Origin of the sequence: Paenarthrobacter sp. AT5 (genome assembly GCF_032764245.1) — a bacterium.
GTDB lineage: Bacteria > Actinomycetota > Actinomycetes > Actinomycetales > Micrococcaceae > Arthrobacter > Arthrobacter ureafaciens.
In genome coordinates, this window is the sequence record NZ_CP136441.1 from 4,043,285 (window position 1) to 4,068,097 (window position 24,813).

A 24,813-nucleotide genomic window follows, 5' to 3' on the forward strand; every position below is an offset into this window, starting at 1 on the left:
CAGCCAACCACCCGTTCATTGAACAGCGAAGGTACAACAATGAATTCAGTATCCGCGACGCCCGGCCCCGCGCCGGCCAAGGCCCCGGACGCACCGATCCAACGCAAGGTGGGCGAGCGCCTTGACCAGCAACCGCCGGTCTCATTCCTGGGCCGGGTCCAGCGTCAAATGCACGCCCATCCCCTCCTGGGTCCAACCGCCGTCCTGATCCTTGCATGCGTTGTCTTCACGGTCATGGTGGGCCCCCGGTTCGTAGACCCCCTCAACGTGTCATTGATCCTCCAGCAGGTTCAGATCATCGGGATGGTGGGCATTGCGCAGACGCTCATCATCCTGACGGCAGGCATCGATCTCTCCGTGGCCGCCGTCATGGTCTTCACCACCGTCATTTCCGGCAAGCTGGCCGCCGAGGCCGGGCTTCCCGCCGTCGTCGCGCTTGTGATTGCCTTGGCGACGGGCGCGGCCTGCGGCTTCCTCAACGGCCTCCTGGTGACGCGGTTCCGCGTTCCGCCGTTCATCGCAACGCTGGGAACGCTGAGCATCTTCACGGCCCTGAACCTCTTGACCTCCGGGAGCCAAACCATAAAGGCCAATGTCCTCCCGGACCTGCTCCTCTGGCCCGGTGAAACTTTCCGGGTCCTTGGAGCACCGGTCACGTACGGGTCCATCCTGGTCCTGCTGAGCTTCGTTGCCGTGGCCTTTGTCCTGAAGCGCACCGCGTGGGGAGAACACATCTACGCAGTAGGTGACAACGCCGAGGGCGCCCGGCTCAGCGGTATCCGGACCACCCGGGTCCTGCTCAGCGTCTACATCGTGGCAGGCATCATCTGTGCCATTGCCGGTTGGCTGCTGATCGGCCGCGTCGGATCCGTGAGCCCGTTCTCCGGCGAAGGCGTCAACCTCGCCAGCATCACAGCGGTAGTCATCGGAGGCACCAGCCTCTTCGGCGGCCGTGGCAACGTCCTCGGCACCCTGCTGGGCGCCCTGATCATTGGAGTCTTCAGCAATGGCCTGACACTGGCCGGCGTCGATGTTCTCTGGCAGGTATTCACCACAGGCGTACTGGTCATCGTGGCAGTCGGCCTCGACCAGTGGACCCGAAAGGTCGCGGGATGACCACCAACCCAACCTCAACCACCCAGCCCATCCTCCAGGCACGCAACCTCGTAAAGCGTTACGGACACGTCACGGCCCTTGCCGGCGCGGACCTCACGCTCTACCCCGGCGAAGTCCTGGCAGTGATCGGGGACAACGGTGCCGGCAAGTCCTCCCTCATCAAGGCATTGTCCGGAGCGTTGATCCCGGACGAGGGCGAGATCAAAGTAGATGGCCAAACCCAGAAGTTCCGCTCCCCCTTGGACGCCAGGAGCGCGGGCATCGAGACGGTTTACCAACACCTCGCGTTGGCGCCGGCCCGGGACATTGCGGCCAATCTCTTCCTGGGCCGCGAAATCCGGAAGCCCGGCCCCCCTGGGGTGGGGCCTCCGGATGCTGGACCACAAGACCATGCGCAAAGAGACGGCCAGGATCATGGGCGACCTCGGCCTGTTGACCATCCAGAACATCGGTCAGGCCGTTGAAACCCTTTCCGGCGGCCAGCGCCAGGGCGTAGCAGTGGCCCGCGCAGCAGCCTTTGGCAGCCGCGTGATCATCATGGACGAACCCACGGCTGCCCTCGGCGTCAAGGAATCGGGTAAGGTCCTGGACCTGATCGCCGGTATCCGGGACCGCGGCATTCCCGTCATCCTGATCAGCCACGACATGCCGCACGTGTTCGAGGTAGCGGACAGGATCCACGTCCAGCGCCTCGGCCGCCGCATCGCTTGCGTCCAGAAAACCGACATCTCCATGAATGACGCAGTGTCCCTCATGACCGGTGCGCAAACGCCGCCGGCCGGGCATGACCCCGAGGCACTTCCCGCCCGATTGGCAGTCCGATGAGCGCTGCGGTGACGGTTCGCGCCGACGGCGGTCCCGACGTCGGGCATCTCACCCGGGCAGCCGACGACGCCGGCCGCCTCCGCTTCTGGTGGCTGGGGCAGGCGGGCTTCGCCTTTGAGCATGCCGGACGGCGTGTGCTGGTGGATCCCTACCTCTCGGACAGCCTTGCCCGGAAGTACGCAGGGAAGGTGTTTCCGCACACCCGGCTTCACCCTGTGCCGGTGGACCCTGCCGCGGTGCTTGGCGTTGAGGCTGTCCTGCACAGCCACGCACACACCGATCACCTGGACCCGGACACCGTTGAAGGATTGCTGCAGAACAACAGCCCTTTGTTCGTGACACCGAGGGCACGGCGGGATGTAGCCCTCGAGAGGAACATTCCGGCGGACCGGCTCAGTGCGGTGACCGCCGGAGACCGTGTTGAACTCGGCGAAGGCATGTCCGTCACGGCCGTACCAGCGGCGCACGAGGACCTCGAATTCGATGCCAACGGCGACTCCGTCTTCCTTGGCTACATTCTGGAAATCGCTGGAATCCGGATCTACCACTCCGGCGACTGCGTGCCCTATGTGGGCCAGGCCGAACTGTTGCGGAACCACCACGTGGACCTGGCGTTGCTGCCCATCAACGGGCGGGACAGCCGCAGGCTGCAGAACGGCGTCCCCGGCAACATGACGGTTCGCGAAGCAGCGGCGCTCTGCCAGGAAGCGGCGATTCCCGCCGTCGTTGGTCACCATTTTGGGTTGTTCGACTTCAACACGGTGCCCCGCGAAGACGCCGCCCGCGAACTTGGCGAGGTGGCCGGTGACCTGCAATGGACCCTTCCTGAAGTGGGCAGGTGCTACTCCGTCGAGCCGGCCCGCGAACCGGCAGAACAGCTGAAAGGACGCTGACATGCCCCCGGAAAATACCTTGCGGCAGCTGCGGATTGTTCCCGTGATCGAAATCGCCGACGCCGCCCACGCCGTCCCTCTGGGACAAACGTTGGTGGAGGCCGGACTACCCGTAGCTGAAGTGACGTTCCGGACACCGGCAGCCGCCGAGGCCATCGCACGAATGGTGCGTGAGGTCCCCGGACTGCTGGTGGGCGCAGGAACCGTCCTTTCAGTGACGGATGTGGACGCAGCCGTCGACGCCGGTGCGCACTTCCTGGTCTCGCCCGGTCTGAATCCTGCCGTGGTGGCGAGCGCCCGCAGCGCGGGTGTGCCGATCATCCCCGGCGTCACCTCTCCCACCGAAATTGAGGCAGCCCGGTCGCTTGGCCTCCGCCTGCTGAAGCTCTTCCCCGCCGAGGCGGTGGGCGGACTCCCGCTGGTGAAAGCCTTCGCGGCCCCCTACCCGGATGTTGAGTTCATGCCCACCGGCGGAATCACGGCGTCCTCTTTGGAATCCTGGCTGCAGGCGCCCAACGTGGTGGCCTGCGGGGGTTCCTGGATCGCCACCAAAACCGACATCGCCGAACGGCGCTGGGATGACATCCGCACCAAAGCCAGCCAGGCCGTTCGCCTGGCATCCCCTTCCGTGGCGTCCGTGTGACCGCCACAGACCCCATCAAAACCACCTAATACAAGGAGAACCACAATGAGTGAAACATACGTCCCCCAGAACGGCGTCGCCCTGGCCGGCAAGGTCGCCATCATCAGCGGCGCTGCCTCCGGCATCGGCGAGGCCGTGGCCCGCATCTTCGCCGCCAACGAAAGCAAAGTCCTGTTGGTGGACATCGACGAGGAGCGCCTGGACAAGGTCACTGCCAGCATCCGAGGGTATGGCCGCGGAGACGTCCACTCGATCCTTGCCGACGTCACCGACGAACAGTCCGTGATCGATCTCTTCGCCTGGGCCAAGACCAACTGGGGCAGTGTCGATCTGCTGGTGAACAGCGCCGGCCGCGACTCCCTGGCCCCGCCGGTCACGGACGTCACCTTGGACGAGTGGAACAAGACCCTGAACCCCAATCTAACCGCAGTATTCCTCATGTGCCGCGAAGCCTTCCGCATCATGGAGAAGCAGGAAAACGGTGGCCGCATCATCAACATGGGCTCCTCGTCCGCCCGTGTCGCCTCCGGCCCCGGCCACAGCCCATACCGCGCTTCCAAGCACGGCCTCATGGGCTTCAGCAAGAACATCCTGCTTGAAGGCAAGGACAAGAAGATCGGCGTCACTGTCATCAACCCGTCCCACGTCAAGACCCCGATGACCGAAATCATCGACAAGGGCCTTTACGATGGCGACGTCCCGGCCTACATCGACGGCTGGCTGGACAAGAAGGAAATCGAAGAAGGCATTCACGCCAGCTGCATCGAGGTGGACAACGTCGCAGAGATCACCCTCTATGTGGCCACCCGCACGCCGGATGTCACCATTCCGCAGATCGCCCTGTACCCCACCCACAAGGCACACCGTTACGGCATGGAGGTCTAACCTGCCATGAAGGCTGCCATTCTCAATGGACTCAATGACCTGGAGTACCAGGACATCCCTGAGCCCGAGCCTGTAGGCGAGGACCCTGTCCTGGTGCGGGTCGGCGCCGTCGGGGTCTGCGGTTCCGATGTGCTCCGCTACGGCCACGGCAAGGCGTACCACTACCCCCTTGTCCTCGGCCATGAATTCTCCGCAATCGTGGAAGAGGCGCCGGCGGGCACCGGACTCAAACCAGGCGACCGCGCCGCAGTGTTCCCCCTGTTGCACCAGCACGGGGACCCGATGTCCGAAATTGGCGAACACGCTTTGGGGACGGGGTACGACTACTTCGGCTCCCGCCGCCACGGCGCAATGTCCGAGCGTATGTGGGTGCCCGCCAAGAGCATCTTCAAAGTCCCGGACCACACTCCACTGGCACATGCAGCCATGGTGGAACCGGCAGGCGTAGCCCTGCACGCCATGCTGAAGCTGGACATTCCCACCCACGCCACAGCCTTGGTGATCGGCGCCGGACCCATCGGCGCCCTGGCCGCGCAATGGTTGCGGATCCTTGGGTGCTCGCGGGTGTTAGTGGCGGACATCGACGACCAAAAGCTGGAGATCATGTCCGGCCTGGGCTTCGAAACGCTGGATGCCAGGACCGGTAACACGGCCGACCTCGCCCGTACGGCAACCGACGGCTGGGGACCGCAAATCACCGTGGAAGCCACCGGCAACCCGAAAGCGCTGGTCCAGGCGATCGACGCAGCATCCGTCCAAGGCCAGGTTGTCCTGCTGGGCGATCTCAGCGGCGACCTTCACTTGGCCAAGACTGAAGTTTCCTCGCTCCTGCGCAGGGAACTGCGGCTCTACGGGACATGGAATGCCAAAGTGACACCCAAGGGCCACAGCGAATGGGACATGGTCATAGCCCACTTGGGCAAGGACCTGAAAGTGGAAGAGCTGATCAGCCACGTCCGCCCCTTGGAGGAGGCTCCTGGACTGTTCCGCCAGCTGACGGACCGCTCCATTTGGTACAACAAGGTCCTGTTCGCCGTCTCCGAAGAAGCTCAGGAGGAGGTGCGTTCCCTGTGAAGGCTGCAAGGCTCCACTCCGCCGGCACCATCACTGTTGACGAGGTTGCGCGACCTGTCGCGGGCCCGGGCGACCTTGTCATCAAGGTCCGTGCGGCCTCCATTTGCGGCACGGACCGCCGGATTGCCGCCAACGGCCACTTCAAGCTCCCGGAGGGAACACCCCGCGTCCTCGGTCATGAGTTTGCCGGAGACATCGTTGAGGCCGGGGACGAAGTGTCCGGCTACTCGGTGGGCGACAGGGTCAGCGTCACCCCGAACGTAGGTTGCGGACGCTGCGAAAGTTGCTTGCTGGGGCTCAACAACATGTGCCCCTCCTACGAGGCCTTCGGAATCACGCTGGACGGCGGCTTCCAGGAGTACGTCCTCATTCCCCGGTTCGCGCTTGAACGCGGGAACGTGTTCCACCTCCCGGACTCCGTGGACTACGCCGAGGCAGCCCTGGTTGAGCCGTTGTCCTGCTGCTACAACGCCATCAGCAAGCTGAACGTTGGGCCGGAGACCACGGTCCTGGTGATGGGTGCCGGCCCGATCGGCGCCTGCCATGTGATGCTGTCCAAGCTCTATGGGGCAGCCAAGGTCATTGTGTCCAACAACCGCCAGGCCCGGCTCGACTTCGCCGGTTCCGTGGGGGCTGATGTCCTGGTGAACCTCGGCGAACGCGAGCTGGCGTCCGTGGTCGAGCAGGAAACCAACGGCAGGGGCGTGGACGTCGCGCTGACGTGCGTGTCCAAGCCGGAAGTCCAGGCCGAAGCAGTGGATCTGCTGGCCATGCACGGCAGGGTGAACTTCTTTGCTGGCTTGGGCAAGGCACAGCGGGTTCCCGTCGATACCAACAGGGTCCACTATCAAGGCCTCACCTTGACGGGAACAACGGGGTCCAGCAATTCCGACTACGCCGCCTCGCTGCGGTTGGTAGGACAGAGACGCCTGGACCTCTCGCCCCTGGTCACCGAGACCTTCACACTGGATGACATCGAGAAGGCCATGGACTACGCAGGATCGGGCGCCGGCATGAAAGCCATGATCCTTTTCGACACGAAGTAGCGCGGTCAAAGGGTTCGCGCAAACAGAAATGGACATCTGATGACGAAGAAGTACATCATGGCACTCGATGCCGGGACCACCGGGATCAGGTCCATCCTTTACAGCCAGGATCTTGAAATTGTTGGCGAGGCAAGCCAGGAGTTTACGCAGATCTACCCCAAGCCGGGCTGGGTGGAACACGATCCCATTGAGATCTGGAATACACAGCTCGCCGTGGCCCGAAGGGCTACAGAGGCTGCGGGAATAGATCCCTCGGACATCGGCGCGATCGGTGTCACCAACCAGCGCGAAACCACCGTCGTTTGGGACCGGGATACGGGCAAGCCCGTCATGAACGCCATCGTCTGGCAGGACCGGCGCACGGCAGGGTTGTGTGACGAACTGAAGGACAAGGGCTTCGAAGAGCATGTCCGCACCACCACCGGATTGGTGGTGGATGCCTACTTCTCCGGAACAAAAATCGCCTGGATCCTGGACAACGTCCCGGGTGCGCGGGAACGTGCTGAAGCCGGGGAATTGTGCTTTGGGACCGTGGACAGCTGGTTGATCTGGAACTTGACCGGTGGCAAGGCCCATGTCACGGACTATTCCAACGCGGCAAGGACGATGCTGTTCAACATCAAAACTTTGGACTGGGACGACAAACTGCTCAATGAACTGGGCATCCCACGGGCGTTGCTGCCCGAGGTCCGCCCCAGCAGCGAGGTTTACGGACACACCTGCGATGCAATCTTTGCCGGTGCCCGCGTCCCTGTGGCCTCCGCCGTTGGCGACCAGCAGGCTGCCCTGTTCGGGCAGGCGTGCTTTGACCGCGGCATGGTCAAGGCGACCTATGGAACAGGGGCCAGCCTGGTCATGCACACAGGCGGGGCCCCGGTCAGCTCAACGAGCGGCATGCTCACCACCATTGCGTGGGGGTTGAACGGGAAAGTTGAGTACGCCCTTGAAGGCCTCATCTTTGTGGCTGCCGCTTCCATCCAGTGGCTGCGGGACGAACTTCGCGTGATCTACGACTCCGCAGACAGCGAGTATGCGGCCATCCATGTGGAGGACTCGGGCGGCGTGTACGTCGTACCCGCTTTCACCGGGCTGGCTGCACCCTACTGGGACCCGTACGCCCGTGGAGCGATCCTCGGACTGACCCGCGGTTCAAGCAGGAACCACATTATCCGGGCAACTCTGGAGTCCATCGCTTTCCAGATCAAGGACGTCATCAACTGCATGGAAACGGATGCAGGGATCCCGGTCTCCGAAATCCGGGTGGACGGCGGGGCCGTCCGCAACAACTTCCTCATGCAGTTCCAGGCCGACATGCTGAACGTTCGCGTTCTTCGTCCCCGGCAAGTGGAGTCCACGGCACGCGGAGCAGCCCTTCTGGCCGGACTTGCCTGCGGAATGTGGAGCAGCCAGGACCAACTCCGCGAAACCTTCGCGCTGGACCGGGAATTCGTTCCGGACATGGCCGACGAGAAGCGCAAGAAACTGTACGCCGGCTGGCAACGGGCCGTGGCCCGGGCTTCCGATTGGGAAGAGCACTAGACCATTCATTCACAGCACATCAAGGAGAGCACCACTATGTTGATGCCCGCCACTGAGCCCACTATGTACTTCGTTGGGGTCACCACCAAGCAATCGTCCATCATGCGCGTGTTCCCGGCCTGGGCCGAGGAACTGGGACTGTCCGCCGTCCTGAAAGGCATCGATCTTCCCCCCGGAGCTCCGGAGGCCGATTACCGGGACGTTGTCCGTTTCATCAAAGAAGACCCTCTGTCGCTTGGAGCGCTGGTGACTACCCACAAACTGGACATCGTCAGCGCCGCCCGGGAAGACTTCGACGGTTTCGGCGATGACGCGCAGGTGCTGCACGAGATCAGCAGCATCTCCAAGAAAGACGGTCAGCTCTGGGGAAACGCCATGGACGCCGTCACCAGCGGACTGTCATTGGAAGCAATCGTCCCTGACGGCTACTGGAACGAGTCCGAAGCCGAACTGATCCTGTTGGGCGCGGGCGGTTCGTCCCTGGCCCTGACGTACTACCTGCACAAACGCGCCACCGCAGGTTTTCCGGTCCCCCGCAAGGTCACCGTGACCAACCGGAGAATCAGCCGGTTGGAGGAGATGCGTGCCATGCATGCCAAGCTCGGCAGCAACCTGCCCATCAGCTACGTCCAGGTGGCCGACGCGGCGGAGAACGACGCTGTGGTTTCCGCCGCTGCACCTGGCTCGGTGATCATCAATGCCACAGGGCTGGGGAAGGACCGCCCGGGATCACCGCTCACGGACAATGTGGTCTTCCCCCGGGACGCCATCGCCTGGGACTTCAACTACCGGGGCGAACTCGTGTTCCTGGACCAGGCGCGGGCACAACAATCCAGCCTGAACGTCCGCGTTGAAGACGGCTGGATCTACTTCCTCCACGGATGGACCCGCGTGATCGCCGACGTCTTCGGCATCGACATTCCTACCCGCGGACCGGCATTCGAGCGCCTGTCCGACATCGCACTGAACGTTTCCAAGAAGGAGATTTCAAAATGAACACCACCACTGAAACCACACCTGCTGAAACCACCGTGCAGGCAGTACTGACCGACTTTGACGTCAAGACCGGGCTGTCCACCACCAAGGCTCCGCTGCAGCGCCGGCTCTCCGCGATGGCGGACATGTACGCCGACCAGGAGGCCGCTGCCGCTCAGGTGGCCAAGGACGACGTCCTTGTTTATGAGTTCTTCGACATGGGCGTCCCCTCCACTCCCGGCGACGTGGCTTACGGGACCAGCATCACCTACCCCGGCAAGGTGGGCGACGAGTACTACATGACCAAGGGTCACTTCCACGAGGTCCTGGATACCGCGGAGATCTACTACTGCTTGAGCGGCAACGGCTACATGCTGATGGAAAACCCGGAAGGTGATTGGCAGGCCGCGGAGTTCAAGCCGGGACAAGCAGTCTACGTTCCGCGCCGCTACGCGCACCGCAGCATCAATATCTCCGCCACCGAACCGCTGGTAACCTTCTTTGCCTTCCCGGGACACGCCGGCCACGACTACGGAACCATCGAAACCAAGGGCTTCCGGAAGCTGTGCGTCGAGCGTGACGGCAAGCCCGAATTCATCGACAACCCCCGTTGGCAGGCCTGATTGCCATGTCACCGAACGTTACGCACGACGGCGGTCCCCGCCGGATTGCGGTAACCCCCCGTTCCATTTCGGTCGGGGGGCATCCCGCGTTACGCCAGCTCGAGAAGGCGGGTTACGACGTCGTCTATCCCGCACCGGGTGCCGTTCCCGACGAAGAACAGCTGCGCGGAGCCTTGCAAGGCTGTGTGGGGTACATCGCCGGAACGGAACGGCTGACTGGTTCCTTCCTGTCCGGGTTTCCGGAGCTCAAAGCGATCTCCCGCAACGGCGTGGGCGTTGATTCAATCGATGTCGAGGCCGCAAAGCTTCAGGGCATCAGTGTCCTGACCGCTCCCGGGGCGAACTCCCAAGGCGTTGCGGAGTTGACCATCGCCTTGCTGCTTTCCGCCATGCGCGGCATCCCTTGGCACGACGCGCAGCTGAAGGCGGGCATTTGGGAGCGCCGGGCAGGGCGGGAAGTGTCCGGGCAAACCCTGGGACTGTTGGGTTGCGGCCAGATCGGTCGCCGCGTTGCCACCCTGGCCCTGGGTCTTGGCATGGAAGTCATCGCCTTCGATGCCTATCCGATGGACTCGTTCCGACCGTCCGATGACTTCACATGGGGTTCGCTCGAGGAGGTGCTGCGGTCCGCCGATGTGGTCTCCCTCCACATGCCGCCATCGGCGGAGCCAGTGATCGGGGCAGGGACTATTCGCCTGATGAAACCCGGAGCGGGCATTATCAACACCGCCCGGGCCTCCCTGGTGGACGATGGTTCAGTCCTGGCTGCGCTGGAGTCCGGACAGTTGGGCTTCCTGGCCACCGACGTTTTCGACCCCGAACCGCCCGGACGGACGCCCTTGGTGGAGCATCCGAACGTCATCGCGACCCCACACATCGGTGGATACACTGGGGAAAGCGTTGACCGGGCCACATGGGCTGCCGTGGACAACCTGCTTCAGGCCCTGGGCAACCAGCACTAGACCGGAGAGATTGCTACATGACGGAGACCTTTACCGACGGCGGACTGCTGCAACGAATTTCGGCGCGGCTGCCTTACCTTCCGCCGTCGCTCCGTCTTGTAGCCGAAGCTGTGCTGAAATCGCCTGAACGCGCGCAGAGCATGACTATCACCGAGTTGGCCTTGGCCGCAGGTGTTGGAGAATCGACGGTTTCACGTTTTGTGCGCGAGCTTGGCGTGGACGGATACAAGTCCCTGCTGCTTGGCTTGGCCGAAGCTACCTTCATTTCCAAAGCTGCCACTCAGGAGCAGTCCTCGGCAGCGGACGTGGTCTACGAGGGCGTCAACCGGGGGGATTCCCCCGAAGACATAGTAGGCAAGGTTGAACGCAGCAGCATCCAGTCGCTTCGACGCACCGGACAACGCCAGGACATTGACGCCATCCAGCGCGCGGTAGACATGATCGACGCCGCCAACACCTTGGTGTTCTGCTGCATGGGATCCTCAAGCATCGCCGCCGAAGAGGCGGTCATGCGCTTTACCCGGGCAGGCAAGAAATGCATGCTCTACCGCGACACCACAATCCAAGTCATGCTCGCTACCATCCTCGCCCCGGGCGATCTCCTGATCGGCATCAGCGATTCAGGGCAAAGCACACCCATCATCGAGGCCCTCCATCTCGCCCAGCAGCGCGGCGCTGCCACCCTGGCCATCACCGGCTCAGAGGGATCGCCCCTGCTGGAGCACGCCGACACTGCTTTGTTCACGGCCACGGTTCCCAGCGGTGGTGAACTCTACGGTGAATCAGTCACCAGCAAATGGGGCCAGCTCCTGGTCATCGACATCCTCTACGCCGCCTACGCAACCAGGCACTACGACGCCACCGTCAAGAACCTTAAGGAGACATACCAGAGCAGCATCCGGCAATCACGGCGAAGCTCCTAGGCTTCGCCGGCCCACGTCCAAGCCGCCACCCACGCGCGTAACTCCGCTGATTCCAACGAGTCACAGAAGGCGTGGGCGAGCGGCTTTTGGCTTGTTGCCTGCGGGACCGCGATGACTTTCATTCCGGCCGCCACCGCCGCCTTGGCACCAGCTTCTGAATCTTCGAAGGCCAGGCACTCCGCTGCAGGAACACCCACGGCTTCGGCAGCCAGAATATAGACGTCAGGGGCCGGCTTTGGCAGTGCAACTTCCTCGGCTGAAACCGTGGCAGCCAAGTGCTGGCTGAAAGTGGACTGAGCCATGGCAACGTCAAGGATGCGCCGTGCCGAATTACTGGCCACAGCCAACGGCACCTTGGCTGCCATGGCCTCCACGAGTTCCCGAGCGCCCCGCATGGGACGACCATGCTTCTGAACCAAGTCCTCATTGACGTCGAGCAGTTGCTTGATGACCGTGGCAGGTTCAGCCCCGGCGCGTTCCGCCATCAGCGGGCCGATGCGGCTGGCCGGGAGGCCCACCAACCGATGCCGGAGGTCCTGGTCCAAGGCAATGCAGAGTTGTGCACAGACTATTTCCTGCGTCCGCGTCCATAGGGACTCGGTGTCCATCAGAAGTCCGTCACAGTCGAACACCACAGCCTGGGGACGCCAGGAGCCAAAGGTGTCCTGAAGCGTGGCAGAAAGCTCACCGGGTAGGGCAAGTTGCGGCACAACAGCGCTCACCGCTGCTTATCCCCCGGACGCGGCCGCCACACCACAACAGCCTGCGAACGCGGGCGGGGTCGCTGCCCGCGGGCAAGGCTGACGACGTCGCCTCCGGCGCCCGCCGCGAAGATCCGGGCTTCCAAGGGGCTGCGCCGGCGTGACAGCTCTTCCGTCAGTTCGGCAACCTTGAACTGCAACGCAGCCACCTGGTTCTCGAGCTCCATGATGCGCTTGATGCCTTCCAAGGAGACACCCGACTGCGAGAGGCGCTGGACCTCCCGGAGCTTGTCAACGTCCTTTTGGGAGTAACGCCGGGACTTGCCCGGAGCACGGCTGGGGGAAACGATGCCCAGGCGGTCGTACTGGCGCAACGTCTGCGGATGCATGTCGGCAAGCTCCGCGGCGACGGAGATGACAAAGATCGGCTGGTTGACGTCCATTGCCATGACCGCCTCCTTACAACCGGGCCTTCGAGGCCAGGTCCCGCCGCGGGTTCGCATCAGTGGTGGCTGCAGCAAACGCCTTCACAGCCTCTTCCGCTTCCTTGCTCAGGTTCTGCGGAACCGCGACGTCGATAGTCACCAGCAGGTCGCCGGTCGCCTTGGACGTCTTCACACCTCGGCCCTTCACACGCAGCGTCCGGCCTGAGGGCGTGCCCGCCGGAACGCGCAACTTGACGGTGTCGCCGTCGAGCGTTGGAACCTCGATGGTGGCGCCCAGCGCCGCTTCCGCGAAGGTGACAGGCACATGGATGCGGATGTTGTCGCCGTCGCGCTGGAAAAAGTCGTGGGGCTTCACGTTGACGGTGATGATGAGGTCACCGTTGCCGGCCGGGCCTGCGTTGCCCTTGCCGCGCTGTCGGACCTTCTGGCCGTCCTTGATGCCGGCCGGAATCTTGACGTCAATGACGTTGCCGTTGCTCTCACGCAGGCTGACCGTGGTGCCCTTGATGGAACCGGCAAAGGAGATGGAGGTCGTTGCAGTGCGGTCCGATCCCTTTTGCGGTGCGCGCTGGAATCCGGCAGGACCCCCACCGAAACCGCCACCGAACAGGTCGGCGAACTCCGGCGGAATACCGCCTGCTCCGGGAGATTGCCGTGCGCCGCCGCCGAACAGGCCACCGAACAGGTCCTCGAACCCGCCGTTGGCACCGGCACCCCCGCGCCCGGCACCGGGAGCAAAGCGCGCCCCGCCACCCATGGCGCGAATGGCGTCATACTGCTGCCGGTCCTCAGGACTCGACAGCACCGAGTAAGCCTCGGAGATGTCCTTGAACCGCTTTTCCGCGGCAGCATCCCCGGCGTTGGTATCCGGGTGGTACTGCCGGGCAAGCTTGCGGTAAGCCTTCTTGATATCGGCGTCGGAGGCGTCCTTGGCGATACCAAGGATCGCGTAGAAATCCTTTTCAACCCAGTCCTGGCTGGCCAAGAGCGTTTCCTTTCGTTGGTAACGAGATGGCAGTTCATGCCAATGTTCATCTCAAACACTGTCACGAACTGCCATCTCGATGAGTTGTTACGCGGGTACGGCCACAATCACTTGGGCTGCACGCAAAACACGCTCGCCGGAGCGGTATCCGGTGCGCAGCACCTGGCTGACCGTGTCCACTTCGATGTCCTCGCCGGGCTGCTGGATGAGGGCTTCGTGGATGGTGGGGTCGAATTCGACGCCCGTTTCCGCGATGCGTTCCAGTCCGTACGTCTTCAGCGCATTCTCCAGCTTGGTGGCGATGGCGGCGAAGGGGCCGTCTTCGAGGTCACCGTGCTGGCGGGCGGCGTCGACGTCGTCCAGCACCGGAAGGAGCGAGTTGAGGACGCCGATGACGGCCATCTCTCCTGCTACGGCGCGGTCGCGTTCAACGCGCTTGCGGTAGTTGACGTACTCAGCCTGCAGGCGGAGGAGGTCGTTGCGGAGTTCCGCTGCCTGGGCCTCGGCTGCAGCACCGGGGGCTACCGACTCTTCGGCTGGAACCTCAACCCCGTTGAGGATTTCCTCGGCCTGGGAGAGGGCGTCGCCGTCAGTGGGCGCTGCCTTCGCTTCGCCTTCAGGGTGGCGGGCCGCCCCTGTCTCCGGGTCAACCTTGCGGTTGTCCCGGATGACAGGTTTACGCTGCTCGTTGCCTTCAGAGTGCTCTGCTTCGTTGCCGTGATGGGGCATGGCTACTTCTTCGCTTCGTCTTCGTCGATGATTTCGGCATCAACGATGTCTTCATCGGCCGAACCGGAACCTGCCGGGGCACCCTCTGCGCCTGCACCCGGAGCATCAGCTGCAGCTGCCTGCGAGTAGATGGCTTCGCCGAGCTTGGTCTGGGATGCCTGGAGCTTCTCGAACGCCGTCTTGACTGCGGCGTCGTCGGTGCCTTCCAGCGCGGACTTGAGGGAGTCGACGTCGGCCTTCACCTCGGTCTTGACCTCCTCAGGCAGCTTGTCCTCGTTTTCGGAGAGCAGCTTCTCCACCGAGTAGGCGAGCTGTTCAGCGGAGTTACGGGTATCCGTGGCTTCGCGGCGTGCCTTGTCCTCGGCTGCGTGCTCCTCGGCTTCACGGACCATGCGGTCGATGTCTTCCTTGGAAAGGGCCGTGCCACCGGTGATGGTCATGGACTGTTCCTTGCCGGTGCCCTTGTCCTTCGCGGAGACGTGGACGATGCCGTTGGCGTCGATGTCGAAGGTGACCTCAACCTGGGGAACGCCACGGGGCGCCGGAGCGATGCCCGTCAGCTCGAACGTGCCCAGCGGCTTGTTGTCGCGGGTGAATTCACGCTCGCCCTGGAAGACCTGGATGGCTACGGACGGCTGGTTGTCGTCCGCGGTGGTGAAGGTCTCCGAACGCTTGGTGGGGATTGCGGTGTTGCGCTCGATCAGGTGGGTCATCACGCCACCCTTGGTTTCGATGCCGAGGGACAGCGGGGTGACGTCGATGAGGAGGACGTCCTTACGCTCGCCCTTCAGGACACCGGCTTGGAGTGCGGCACCTACGGCCACGACCTCGTCCGGGTTGACGCCCTTGTTGGGTTCCTTGCCACCGGCGAGTTCCTTGACGAGCTCGGAGACGGCAGGCATACGGGTGGAACCACCGACGAGGACGATGTGGTCGATGTCGGAAACCTTGATGCCGGCTTCAGCGATGACGTCGTGGAACGGCTTCTTGGTGCGGTCCAGCAGGTCCTTGGTGAGGTCCTGGAACTTGGCACGGGTCAGCTGCTCGTCCAGGTGGACCGGACCGTCGGGGGTGACGGACAGGTACTGGAGCGAGATGTTGGTGCTGGTGGAGGAGGACAGTTCCTTCTTGGCCTGCTCTGCAGCTTCGCGGAGACGCTGGAGGGCAATCTTGTCCTTGGAGAGGTCGATGCCCTTGACCTTGAGCTGGCCCAGGAGCCACTCGACAACGCGGTTGTCCCAGTCGTCGCCGCCGAGGCGGTTGTCACCTGCGGTTGCGCGGACCTGGATGGTGGAGAAGTTGTCTTCGTCCTTGCCAACCTCGAGGAGGGAAACGTCGAACGTACCGCCACCGAGGTCGAAGACCAGGATGAGTTCGTCTTCCTTGCCCTTGTCCAGGCCGTAAGCCAAAGCAGCCGCGGTGGGCTCGTTGACGATGCGGAGGACGTTGAGGCCTGCGATTTCGCCGGCTTCCTTGGTGGACTGGCGCTCGGCGTCGTTGAAGTATGCCGGAACGGTGATCACAGCGTCGGTGACCTTTTCGCCCAAGTAGCTTTCGGCGTCGTTCTTGAGCTTCATGAGGATACGCGCGGAGATTTCCTGCGGCGTGTACTTCTTGTCATCGATCGCCTTGGTCCAGTCGGTGCCCATGTGGCGCTTGACCGAAGCGATGGTGCGGTCGATGTTGTTGACGGCCTGGCGCTTGGCGATCTCGCCGACCAGGACCTCGCCGGACTTGGAGAACGCGACGACGGACGGCGTGGTGCGGCCGCCTTCAGCGTTGGCGATGACCGTGGGCTCGCCACCTTCAAGGACAGAAACCACGGAGTTGGTGGTTCCGAGGTCGATACCTACTGCACGTGACATATCTTGTTTCCTTTCAATGGCCGATGTTGATGATCGCGCCCGGCAGCATCCTCCGCGGCAGCGGTTGTGTTGTTCGGGGAACCACTCAACAATCGGCTAGTTGAGCGTTCTGCACTCAACTGTACTCAGCCTCGGAACGATGTCAATCCAAAGTTGAGCCAACTACGCTCAACTTTGACCCACGACTTGCTAAAAACCCCGAAATTACGCGGGCTTCAGGCCTCATTTCGCCCAGCGTGAACTGCCGATGGGCTGCCGTGGGAACCTTCCGGAGGCTCCGGCTTGTACACCCACGCCACCAGCACCACGGAGATGATCATGAGCAGGAACCACGCGAGCAGCTTGTCAATGGACACCGCCTGCCACCCCTCCAGCTGATTCGGGTACAGCCAGGCCCGGGACCAGGTGCCGATGTTCTCGGCGAACCAAATAAACAGGGCCACCAGCAGGAACGCGAGCAGGATGGGCATCCGGAACCGCTTCCGGAAGACCCGGAAGTGCATCACGCACCGGCCGTAGACAAGTACGACGGCGGCCAGCAGCACCCAGCGGAAGTCCAGGATGAAGTGGTGCGAGAAGAAATTGACGTAGATGCCCGCGGCCACGAGCGCAGTGATCCAACGGCGCGGGTAGCGGTCGAAGCGCAGATCGAACAACCGGAACACCCGCACCATGTAGGACCCGACTGCTGCGTACATGAAGCCGCTGAACAACGGCACGGCGCCGATCCTGAGCACCCCGTCAGCTTCATAAGCCCAAGAGCCCACATCCGTCTTGAACAGTTCCATGACCGTGCCCACCACGTGGAACAGCACGATCACCCGAAGCTCGCGGAGCGTTTCCAGACGAAAAACGACCATCAGCACTTGGATTGCGACTGCCGAAAGGGTGAGGAAGTCGTTGCTCGCCAACGCGGCACCGGAGGGGTACCAGAGGCGGACCGCAATGATGACGGCGAGCAGCAGGGCACCAAAGACGCACGCCCACGCCTGCTTGAGCCCGAACACCACGAACTCCGTTAGCCGCGCTTTCCAAACGCCTCCCGCCCCGCCGCGTGAAACCACCCTGTCCAGGTAGCGGTGGGCGAGGCGGTCGATGGACGCTTCCACCGACGTCGAACTACGCATTCCGGGTCCCGCCCCGCAACCGGGCGGGCGCGGGTTGCAGCTTGCCCAGGCAGTAGTTCTTTGGCCAGTGCCGGATCCGGCGGGGCAGCCTGGGATAAACCTGTCCCAGCAATCGCATGGTCCGTTGGAACCGCCGGGCGTGGGCCGGACCCCATTCAAGGCCGAACCCTTCGCGGACGTGTTCCGGCAACATCCCCACAGTCAACAGCCGGGCCAACGGCATCAGGGGACGCATGAGCACGGGACCGCGCGAGGGGTACAGCAAGTCGCGGGCTATCTTCCGGGCCGCTTCATCGGGCTGCAAGGAGGCAACCTGCCGGTTCCAGTACTCGGCGAAAGCGGCACGATCCGCCGGCCACATCTCCCGCGGCAACTGCAGAGCAGTCCCGATCCGGGCATAGTCCCGGTACATGCGGTCAGCCGTGTGGTCATCGATCGACCCCAGTACATGTTGGTAGACAGTGACTGCGGTGTTGTAGAGCGTAGCCACCACCCACAATTGGGACGACGCGTCGAAGGCGTTGTAACCGGCGGAACTACCATCAGCAGGCTTGCGCACCGGCGCGTGCGCGCGGTTGACAGCGCGGCGCACTGCCGCAACCTGGCTGTCGGTGCCATAGACAATCGCGTAAACATAGGTCAGCGTTGCCACGAGCCGGTCCTGCGGCCGGTCAACAAAATTGCTGTGCGCCGCCACGCCGTGGCCAATGCGCGGGTCCGCAACCTGAAGCAGGATGGCACGGCCGGCCCCCGCGAGGAGTACACCCTCGGCTCCAATGTCAGCCAAACCACGAGCCATCCGAATACTCTACTTCCGCTCCCTACAGCCCGGCGACTGCCTGGAGTACTGCAAGCTGATGATCGAACAGTTCGTCCCGCGCGCTAAAGGTATCTGCCCCGTACTGACCGAACACCTCAAAGCTCACCGCCCCAAACAGCGAGGTCCACACCAGCACGCCCCTCGCCAGCGACGCATCGGGCGCAGCCAGCCCCATGTCCGTGCGGATACCGGCCAGGTCTGCGGCCAGCTTGGGAGGCATGACGACGGCGGGAGCCACCTCCGCGTCCAGCGCACCGGTGCGGTAGGCGGCGTCGAATATTCCCACCAGGGTGACGATGACGCGGGTGCCGGGGCCGGTGGTGCGCTCGCCCGGAGCCTGGTAGCCGGGCACGGGGCTACCGAACAGCAGCGCATAGCTGGCAGGTTCCCGGAGCGCCCATGCTCGGACGGCAGTGCCCAACGCCCGGAATTGCGCGGCGAAGTCATCACCCGGGACGGCACGGACTGCCGCATCCACCTCGTCACCGAGTTCGTTGTAGGCATCGATCAGCAGCAAGGTCAAAAGCTCATCCCGGCTTTCGACGTACCTGTACACAGCCGAAGAAACGACGCCCAAATCCCGGGCAACCGCCCTGAGGGACAGTGCGGCGGCCCCGTGGGTCGCGAGGTGCTGCCGGCCCAGTTGAACGATGTCCGCAATGGTCCGGGCACGGGCTCGCTCCCGCGGGGTGGGCTGCTTCGGTTTCTCGGGCATGGGGATAGCTTGCCATAAACAAGAGCGGAGATAGCAAAAGAGAGCACTGCTCTTGACAATTGCGGACCACTGCCCGAACCTTGATTGAGAGAGCAGTGCTCTCTCAATCACCATTACAAGGAAAGAGGCACCGTGTACGTCGTTACAGGAGCAGGACCCGTCGGCTCGGCCGTCGCAGAGCAACTGGCAGACCAAGGCCATGAAGTCCGCGTCCTGACGCGTTCCGGCAGCGGACCCGATCATGCGTTGATCCAGCGGATGAGAGTTGACGTTTCAGACCCCTCGCGGCTCACCGAGGCGGTCCGGGGCGCAGAGGCGATCTTCCACTGCATTCACGGGTCCAAGTACTCCGCATCCGCCTGGGAGGCCGAGCTCCCCCACGCCGAGCAGGTGGTGATGGATGCAGCGGCAGCCGCGGGCGTCGTCGTCGTCTTTCCCGAAAGCCTGTACTCCTACAGCGAGCCGGACCGCGACATGACAGAGGCCGGGGCCCGCGAGGCGAGCGGAGGCAAACGCGGCATCCGTACGCAACTGCTCAAGGCTCGGGAGGCTCACGCCGCAAAAACTGTGAGCGTGGTGGCGGGGGACTTTTTTGGGCCCCGGGTCAGGATGGCACACGCGGGTGAGCGCATGGTGCCCCTGGTTCTCAAAGGAAAGACTGTCCAAGTGCTGGGCAGTGCCGACCAGCTGCACTCCTTCACTTATGTGCCGGACCTGGCGGCGGCCATGATTGCGGCAGCCCGGCGTCCCGATCTGTGGAACAGCGTGCTGCACGCCCCCACCAATCCGGCACTGACCCAGCGCGGGCTCGCAACCGCCTACGCCACGGCAGCGGGACTGCCGGCGCCGAAAGTAACGGCCATTCCTGGTTGGGTTGTTCGGGGCGCTGGCCTGGTGTCCAAAGACATGCGGGAGGTGGCGGAGATGCTCTATCAGTTCGAGCGGCCGTTCGTGATGGACTCGGCGGAGAGCCAACGCCTTCTTGGCCTGGAACCGACGCCGCTCCCTGAGGCGGCGGCAGCGACCGTGCAATGGTGGAAGCACACCGTGGCCGGGGTCTGATGCGCACGCGGCATATGATGGGCCAAAAGCGCGGGGCATTGACACGGCGAAGGGATACGCATGGCAGGCAGGCCGAAACAGGACAACAGCCAAGTCCAGGGCGCTGCGGCGTCGCTGCTAAATGGTCTTGCTGTACTGGAAGCCTTTTCGGTTCAGAATCCGGTTCTGGGTGTGACAGAGGTGGCCCAACGCGTAGGCCTCCACAAGAGCACGGTTTCGCGCATTCTGAGCGGCCTTACAGATGCAGGCTACGTCCAGCGGGATGAGGAGACGGGCCGGTATCGGCTGGGGCTGGGGCTACTTGCGTTGTCCGGACCGCTTCTGGCGGACTTGGACGTGAGGCGTGCCGCAGTCCCCTATTTGGAACAACTCACCGCAAACACCAACGAGACAAGCGCCATCTCCGTGTGGAACGGCGCCGAGGCCATCGTGGTGGAGCAGGTGGCCAGTCCGCACCAGGTTAAACACACCGCCTGGATCGGGACTCGGTACAACAAATTCGAAAGTTCATCGGTAAGGGTTTTTCTGGCGGAACTGCCGCCGGCACTGGCCGCTGACCTCGTTGATTCCGGAAGGATACTGCGCGCCAAAGATGACGGCCTGCCGGAGGACATCGCCACCCATCTGAAGGAAGTTGCCCATCAAGCGTATGCCGTCAACGATGGCCTGTCCGCCGAAGAGGAGTTTGGGGTCTCCGCTCCGGTTCGGGACTACCGCGGCAAGGTGGTGGGCTGCATTACTGTCTCTGCCCCTCGTTCGAGGGTGCAGAAAGAAGGGGTCAAGGACTCTCTTGTTCAGGCCGCGCAACAGGCGGCATCGGAAATTTCCATCCGCTTGGGCTGGTCTGCTTCTCTTCCGGGCTGATGCAGCAAAAGTTCCTTGAGCGACCTCGCCCACAAGGGACGCCACGTTTCCTCAGCACTTAACTAACCTGGAAAGCCGGCACCCATCAGGGGTGCCGGCTTTCAGGTCAATACGGGGATTCCGCCCGCAGGTGTATCAGCAAAGGTGAAACGGCTTAGGCGGGGTCCGCGGGGGCAGCCACTTCGGGCTGGGGGTCCGAAAGGGTCTTCGGAACCGTGTCCTCGAACTGCGGGAGACCGTTCAGATAATCCACCACAGAGTCCGTCGATTCAACGTCACCGAACTTGTTGTCGATGTCGTAAAGGTTCCATTGCACGACGCCCGGAACGCGGTCGCCGATGGTTTCCCTGGCAATGATGGGGCGGAACCCCTTCGCGATCGCGTCTTCAACGGTGTGGCGTACGCACCCGGCCGCTGTCGCGCCGGTGACGATCAGGGTGTCGATGCGGTTGGACGTCAGGAACAGCTCGAGGTTGGTACCCGGGAATGCAGACGCGCGATTCTTCTCGATCACAACCTCGCCTTCCGCCGGCGCAATGCGGTCGTCGATCTGGGCCCAGTAGGAGTCCGCCGGAAGGGTCTCCACAGGGATCTTCGAGTACCACAGACCCATGTCGTTAGTCCCCGAGGTGGCATCCCGGTTGCGGTAGACGTTTGTGGTGTAGAAGACAGGAACACCCTTGGCCCGTGCAGCTTCGTTGATCCGCTGAACGTTCGGGATGATCTCCTCCATGCCCGGGCAGCTGAACGGGTGGCCCGGGCGGGTCCAGGCGTTCGCCAGATCGATGTGGATAACAGCCGGGCGGTTGCCGTAGCCGATCCGACGCTTGAATCCCCGCTCGTTGTAGATATCGGTGCCTGCCTCGAATGCCTCCTGGAGCACTGCTGCGAGGCGGGCTTCGATGTCGCTTGCCGTCTGTGTCTCTACTGTCATGGTTCTCTTTCCTCACTCGTATAGATGTTTCTTTCCTAGCAACTAAGTTGCTGTGTTGGCTACAGTAACGCACGAAACTGCAGAGCGCTAGAGGCCGGCCGAAATGCCTTGCGCAAGAATCACGCTCTGACCGCGGTCACCTGGAGCCCGGAAATTCCACAAAAGACTTGGATCTAAAAATGTCCACCTAGGGGGGTTGTTTGTTGCTCTATGCGGGTCTAAATTGCTATACGAGCAACATGTTGTGAAACGGATCACTCTCACCTGAAGTGGCGCACCGCCACTGAGGTCAACTAAAACGAGAAAACCCATGCCCTCTACCGCGGACAATAAATCCATGGCCGACCGTCCAAGCATTGATCGAGACCACGTACCCGAACTCCACAAAGTGAGTGCCGGGCACCTCCGAAAGGTTGTGGGGGCCTCCTTCGCCGGCACCGTTGTCGAATGGTTCGACTTCGCGATCTACGGCTACATGGCCACCCACATCGCTGCCACCTTCTTCGCATCCGGCGACCCGCTGACCGGACTGCTGGAGACTTTTGCCATCTTCGCCGTCGCCTTCGCTATGCGTCCGCTAGGCGGGATCATCTTCGGGAGGCTGGGCGACCGGCTCGGGCGGAAACAGACTTTGATCCTTACGGTGTTGCTGATGTCCGGATCGACGGCGGCCATCGGCCTCATCCCCAGCTATGAAACGATCGGGATCTGGGCCGCGGTCCTTCTGGCTATCGCGCGTTGCATCCAAGGCCTATCTGCCGGCGGTGAGTACGCCGGCGCCACCATTTACACCGTGGAACACAGCCCGGACCACCGGCGCAACCGCTACTCCAGCGCGATGTCCATGGCCACCTTCGCTTCCTTTGCGTTGGCCGCCGGCCTCGGGGCACTGTTCAGCTTCATGTTGCCGGCCGAGGCCATGGGCGACTGGGGATGGCGTGCATTGTTCCTGTTGTCCATCCCCATGGGCTTGGTCGCGTTCTACATCCGCTCCAAGCTTCACGAGTCACCCGAGTTCGAGGCCATGGTCAAAGACTCAGCCGACCGCCCGAAATTGAGCCTGGGTGCAGTTGTTGGCAGTCAGTGGCCCCAGATGCTCAGGCTTGGCGGGTTTGTCATGCTGACGGCTCTGTCCTTCTACATCTTCTCCACCTATATGTCCACGTTCCTCACCCGGGTGGTGGGACTGGATCAGAGCCTGGCCCTGCTCTCCAGCCTTGTCGCACTCCTGTTCGCCACGGCACTCGCTCCTGTCGTGGGGCGGTTATCGGACCGGATCGGCCGACGTCGCATGATGCAGATGGCCGCGGTCCTGCTGACAGTGATGACCATCCCCGCGTACATGCTGGCCGAGCTTGGGACCTTGGGCAGTGCCGTGGCCAGCCAGGCGCTGATCGCCCTGGGCGCGGTGTCCGCCAACGTGGTGACCTCGGTGCTGCTGTCCGAGATGTTTTCCACGGACGTGCGTTACACGGCCTCCGGACTGAGCTACAACGTCACGTACGCGATTTTCGGTGGAACCGCACCCTACCTGGCTACTTGGTTGGTGGCGACCACCGGAAATTCGCTGGCCCCGGCCATCTACGTCACGGTTGTTGCTGTCATCGCCCTGGGGGTCGCCTCAATCTTCATCCGCGAAACGGCCGGCAAGCCCCTGCGTCGCTTCCACGACGACGCGCTGGAGGTCTGACACGGTCTACCGGCTCTCGAGGAAGCTGCCGCACCGCCAGGGGACAGCCTGCATGCTGTTCCCTGGCGGACTGACAGGATGGCCGTTCGCGGCGCGACGGGCCAGTGTTGCACCTGAAGTTGTGGGCTGCGAATGAAGTGGCACTGTCAGCGCACCCGCAACCGTTCAATGGCATGAGAACCCATCGCGTCCCCAAACAAGGAACCTTGGAGGGGCCTATGAGCGGTCGCTCTTTGGTCCGGCCAAGCCGCCCCCAATTCCCGCATGTGGAAAGTTGAAGGCGGGAGCCGCAGCGAACAGGCGGCGGCAAAGCCCCACACCCTCCACGAAGAGGGCGACCACCGCCACTAGGTGTAATTCCCACTGAGGTTGTGAACGCGGCTGATGGGGGTTTTGCCTCCGATGCCGGTATGGGTTCGGTGATGATTGTAATGGTGGAGCCATGCCGGGTAGGTGGCGGCGCGCTCGGTTTCTGAGGTGTAGGGCCGGGCGTAGGCCCATTCGGTGGCGAGGGTGCGGTTGAAGCGTTCCACCTTGCCGTTGGTTTGGGGTCGGTAGGGGCGGGTGCGCCGGTGTTTGAGGTGCGGTCCCAGGGCTGCTGCGAAGGTCCGGGAGCGGTAGCAGGACCCGTTGTCCGTGAGCACCGCTTTGACGGTGATGCCGTGGGCGGCGAAGAATGCGGCGGCTCGCAGCCAGAAGGCGGCGGCCGTTTCCTTCTTTTCGTCGTTGAGGATTTCGGAGTACGCGAGCCGGGTGTGGTCATCGACGGCATGATGCAGGTAGGCATAACCGGTCCCGGCACGGCGGTTCCGCTGCCCCTTGGCGCGTCCGAGGGCGCGGTGTCCGCCGCCGTCGGGGATGCGCCCAAGCTTCTTGATGTCCACGTGGATCAGGTCTCCGGGGTTCTCGTGCTCGTAGCGCTGCGGTGCAGGTGTGCGAACGGGCAGACCGGTGCCCTGATCCAGGCAGGCCAGCCGGGGCTTCCGGTACCGGGTCAGGACCTTGCCGACGGTGGAGCGGGCCAAGCCCAGGTGGGCCGCTATCCGGTGCGGTCCCCACCGCCGATTGAACCTCAACCCCACAATGCGGCGTTCGGTGCGTACGGGGGTGCGTTTCGGGCTCCGCCGCGGGCGGGAGGACGCGTCAGCCATGCCGTCCTCACCACGGACCCTGTAGCGGTCCACCCACTTCTTGGCCGTCGCTGGTGAGCATTGAAAACGTTCCGCGGCCCGGCGCAACGTCCAGCCCTCCTCAACGACCAAACGGGCCAGCTTCGCCCTGGCCTTAGGTGTCAGATCGGCGTTGGCATGGGTAACGTAGGACAACGAGAGCCTCCTGGCGTCGAGATGAGTGTGGTAACCCAAATCGATA

The 24,813-nt window shown here is 63.2% G+C and carries 24 protein-coding genes and 2 pseudogenes; 16 read left to right on the forward strand and 10 right to left on the reverse strand.

What is annotated here, in order from left to right; genetic code table 11:
• The first annotated feature begins 39 nt into the window (after window positions 1–39).
• The 12 genes and pseudogenes from RI444_RS18790 (at window position 40) to RI444_RS18845 (ending at window position 11,504) form a co-directional block, all read left to right on the forward strand.
• Entirely contained in the window at window positions 40–1,116 is a 1,077-nt protein-coding gene (locus RI444_RS18790) for an ABC transporter permease (RefSeq protein WP_207605487.1), read from the forward strand.
• Window positions 1,113–1,941, forward strand: a pseudogene (locus RI444_RS18795) (ATP-binding cassette domain-containing protein). The gene RI444_RS18790 and the pseudogene RI444_RS18795 overlap by 4 nt, the downstream one beginning before the upstream one ends.
• Window positions 1,938–2,834 (forward strand): MBL fold metallo-hydrolase, encoded by an 897-nt coding sequence (locus tag RI444_RS18800; RefSeq protein WP_207605486.1) that lies wholly within the window; start codon window positions 1,938–1,940, stop codon window positions 2,832–2,834. The pseudogene RI444_RS18795 and the gene RI444_RS18800 overlap by 4 nt, the downstream one beginning before the upstream one ends.
• Window position 2,835: 1 nt before the next feature.
• Window positions 2,836–3,477, forward strand: a complete 642-nt coding sequence (eda, locus tag RI444_RS18805) for a bifunctional 4-hydroxy-2-oxoglutarate aldolase/2-dehydro-3-deoxy-phosphogluconate aldolase (protein WP_207605485.1) — start codon at window positions 2,836–2,838, stop codon at window positions 3,475–3,477.
• A gap of 45 nt (window positions 3,478–3,522) precedes the next feature.
• A complete protein-coding gene (locus tag RI444_RS18810) occupies window positions 3,523–4,362 on the forward strand; it encodes an SDR family oxidoreductase (RefSeq protein WP_017200025.1) in 840 nt (279 codons plus the stop codon).
• 6 nt (window positions 4,363–4,368) lie between these two features.
• Window positions 4,369–5,436 carry a galactitol-1-phosphate 5-dehydrogenase gene (locus RI444_RS18815; RefSeq protein WP_207605484.1) on the forward strand — a complete coding sequence of 356 codons (1,068 nt, stop codon included), beginning with the start codon at window positions 4,369–4,371 and terminating at the stop codon, window positions 5,434–5,436.
• Window positions 5,433–6,482 (forward strand): zinc-dependent dehydrogenase, encoded by a 1,050-nt coding sequence (locus tag RI444_RS18820; RefSeq protein ID WP_207605483.1) that lies wholly within the window; start codon window positions 5,433–5,435, stop codon window positions 6,480–6,482. The genes RI444_RS18815 and RI444_RS18820 overlap by 4 nt, the downstream gene beginning before the upstream one ends.
• Window positions 6,483–6,521: 39 nt before the next feature.
• Window positions 6,522–8,021, forward strand: coding sequence for a glycerol kinase GlpK (gene glpK / locus RI444_RS18825; protein ID WP_207605482.1), 1,500 nt, complete (start codon window positions 6,522–6,524; stop codon window positions 8,019–8,021).
• A 36-nt stretch (window positions 8,022–8,057) separates the two neighbouring features.
• A complete protein-coding gene (locus tag RI444_RS18830; RefSeq protein WP_179012912.1) occupies window positions 8,058–9,017 on the forward strand; it encodes a shikimate dehydrogenase family protein in 960 nt (319 codons plus the stop codon).
• Complete coding sequence (locus tag RI444_RS18835) at window positions 9,014–9,619, forward strand: glucose-6-phosphate isomerase (RefSeq protein WP_207605481.1); 606 nt, start codon at window positions 9,014–9,016, stop codon at window positions 9,617–9,619. The genes RI444_RS18830 and RI444_RS18835 overlap by 4 nt, the downstream gene beginning before the upstream one ends.
• A 5-nt stretch (window positions 9,620–9,624) precedes the next feature.
• The gene (locus tag RI444_RS18840; RefSeq protein WP_207605480.1) at window positions 9,625–10,581 is read left to right on the forward strand and encodes a phosphoglycerate dehydrogenase; all 957 of its coding nucleotides are present in this window, start codon (window positions 9,625–9,627) and stop codon (window positions 10,579–10,581) included.
• 17 nt (window positions 10,582–10,598) lie between these two features.
• On the forward strand, window positions 10,599–11,504 hold the full coding sequence (locus RI444_RS18845; protein WP_017200032.1) for a MurR/RpiR family transcriptional regulator: 906 nt from the start codon (window positions 10,599–10,601) through the stop codon (window positions 11,502–11,504).
• Here RI444_RS18845 and RI444_RS18850 read toward each other — a convergent pair.
• From RI444_RS18850 to RI444_RS18885, 8 genes are all read right to left on the reverse strand, one after another.
• Complete coding sequence (locus RI444_RS18850) at window positions 11,501–12,226, reverse strand: HAD family hydrolase (RefSeq protein WP_207605479.1); 726 nt, start codon at window positions 12,224–12,226, stop codon at window positions 11,501–11,503. The two genes, RI444_RS18845 and RI444_RS18850, sit on opposite strands and share 4 nt — an antisense overlap.
• Entirely contained in the window at window positions 12,223–12,654 is a 432-nt protein-coding gene (locus tag RI444_RS18855) for a heat shock protein transcriptional repressor HspR (protein ID WP_021472876.1), read from the reverse strand. The genes RI444_RS18850 and RI444_RS18855 overlap by 4 nt, the downstream gene beginning before the upstream one ends.
• A gap of 10 nt (window positions 12,655–12,664) precedes the next feature.
• On the reverse strand, window positions 12,665–13,636 hold the full coding sequence (locus tag RI444_RS18860) for a DnaJ C-terminal domain-containing protein (protein WP_207605478.1): 972 nt from the start codon (window positions 13,634–13,636) through the stop codon (window positions 12,665–12,667).
• 87 nt (window positions 13,637–13,723) lie between these two features.
• On the reverse strand, window positions 13,724–14,365 hold the full coding sequence (locus tag RI444_RS18865) for a nucleotide exchange factor GrpE (RefSeq protein WP_021472878.1): 642 nt from the start codon (window positions 14,363–14,365) through the stop codon (window positions 13,724–13,726).
• 2 nt (window positions 14,366–14,367) lie between these two features.
• On the reverse strand, window positions 14,368–16,230 hold the full coding sequence (gene dnaK, locus RI444_RS18870; RefSeq protein ID WP_021472879.1) for a molecular chaperone DnaK: 1,863 nt from the start codon (window positions 16,228–16,230) through the stop codon (window positions 14,368–14,370).
• A 215-nt stretch (window positions 16,231–16,445) separates the two neighbouring features.
• Window positions 16,446–17,357, reverse strand: coding sequence for a DUF817 domain-containing protein (locus tag RI444_RS18875; RefSeq protein WP_179012906.1), 912 nt, complete (start codon window positions 17,355–17,357; stop codon window positions 16,446–16,448).
• Window positions 17,350–18,156 (reverse strand): oxygenase MpaB family protein, encoded by an 807-nt coding sequence (locus RI444_RS18880; protein WP_079941281.1) that lies wholly within the window; start codon window positions 18,154–18,156, stop codon window positions 17,350–17,352. Before RI444_RS18880 ends, RI444_RS18875 begins: the two co-directional genes overlap by 8 nt.
• A gap of 22 nt (window positions 18,157–18,178) precedes the next feature.
• Entirely contained in the window at window positions 18,179–18,892 is a 714-nt protein-coding gene (locus tag RI444_RS18885; protein ID WP_079941280.1) for a TetR/AcrR family transcriptional regulator, read from the reverse strand.
• Between the two features lie 132 nt (window positions 18,893–19,024).
• On the opposite strand from RI444_RS18885, the gene RI444_RS18890 reads away from it, so the two are divergent.
• The 3 genes and pseudogenes from RI444_RS18890 (at window position 19,025) to RI444_RS18900 (ending at window position 20,818) form a co-directional block, all read left to right on the forward strand.
• Window positions 19,025–19,954: an NAD-dependent epimerase/dehydratase family protein gene (locus RI444_RS18890; RefSeq protein WP_207605477.1), complete on the forward strand. Its 930-nt coding sequence runs from the start codon at window positions 19,025–19,027 to the stop codon at window positions 19,952–19,954.
• Between the two features lie 60 nt (window positions 19,955–20,014).
• A pseudogene (locus RI444_RS18895) lies at window positions 20,015–20,173 on the forward strand (helix-turn-helix domain-containing protein); the annotation flags it as partial.
• A 141-nt stretch (window positions 20,174–20,314) separates the two neighbouring features.
• Entirely contained in the window at window positions 20,315–20,818 is a 504-nt protein-coding gene (locus tag RI444_RS18900) for an IclR family transcriptional regulator (RefSeq protein WP_316963917.1), read from the forward strand.
• 154 nt (window positions 20,819–20,972) lie between these two features.
• On the opposite strand, the gene RI444_RS18905 is transcribed toward RI444_RS18900, so the two are convergent.
• Window positions 20,973–21,752, reverse strand: a complete 780-nt coding sequence (locus RI444_RS18905; protein ID WP_021472885.1) for an N-carbamoylsarcosine amidohydrolase — start codon at window positions 21,750–21,752, stop codon at window positions 20,973–20,975.
• A gap of 337 nt (window positions 21,753–22,089) precedes the next feature.
• Between RI444_RS18905 and RI444_RS18910 the strand changes: the two genes are divergently transcribed.
• Window positions 22,090–23,442, forward strand: coding sequence for an MFS transporter (locus RI444_RS18910; protein ID WP_062099362.1), 1,353 nt, complete (start codon window positions 22,090–22,092; stop codon window positions 23,440–23,442).
• 347 nt (window positions 23,443–23,789) lie between these two features.
• Here RI444_RS18910 and RI444_RS18915 read toward each other — a convergent pair whose 3' ends face one another.
• Complete coding sequence (locus RI444_RS18915; RefSeq protein ID WP_207605476.1) at window positions 23,790–24,767, reverse strand: IS481 family transposase; 978 nt, start codon at window positions 24,765–24,767, stop codon at window positions 23,790–23,792.
• Window positions 24,768–24,813 lie beyond the last annotated feature (46 nt).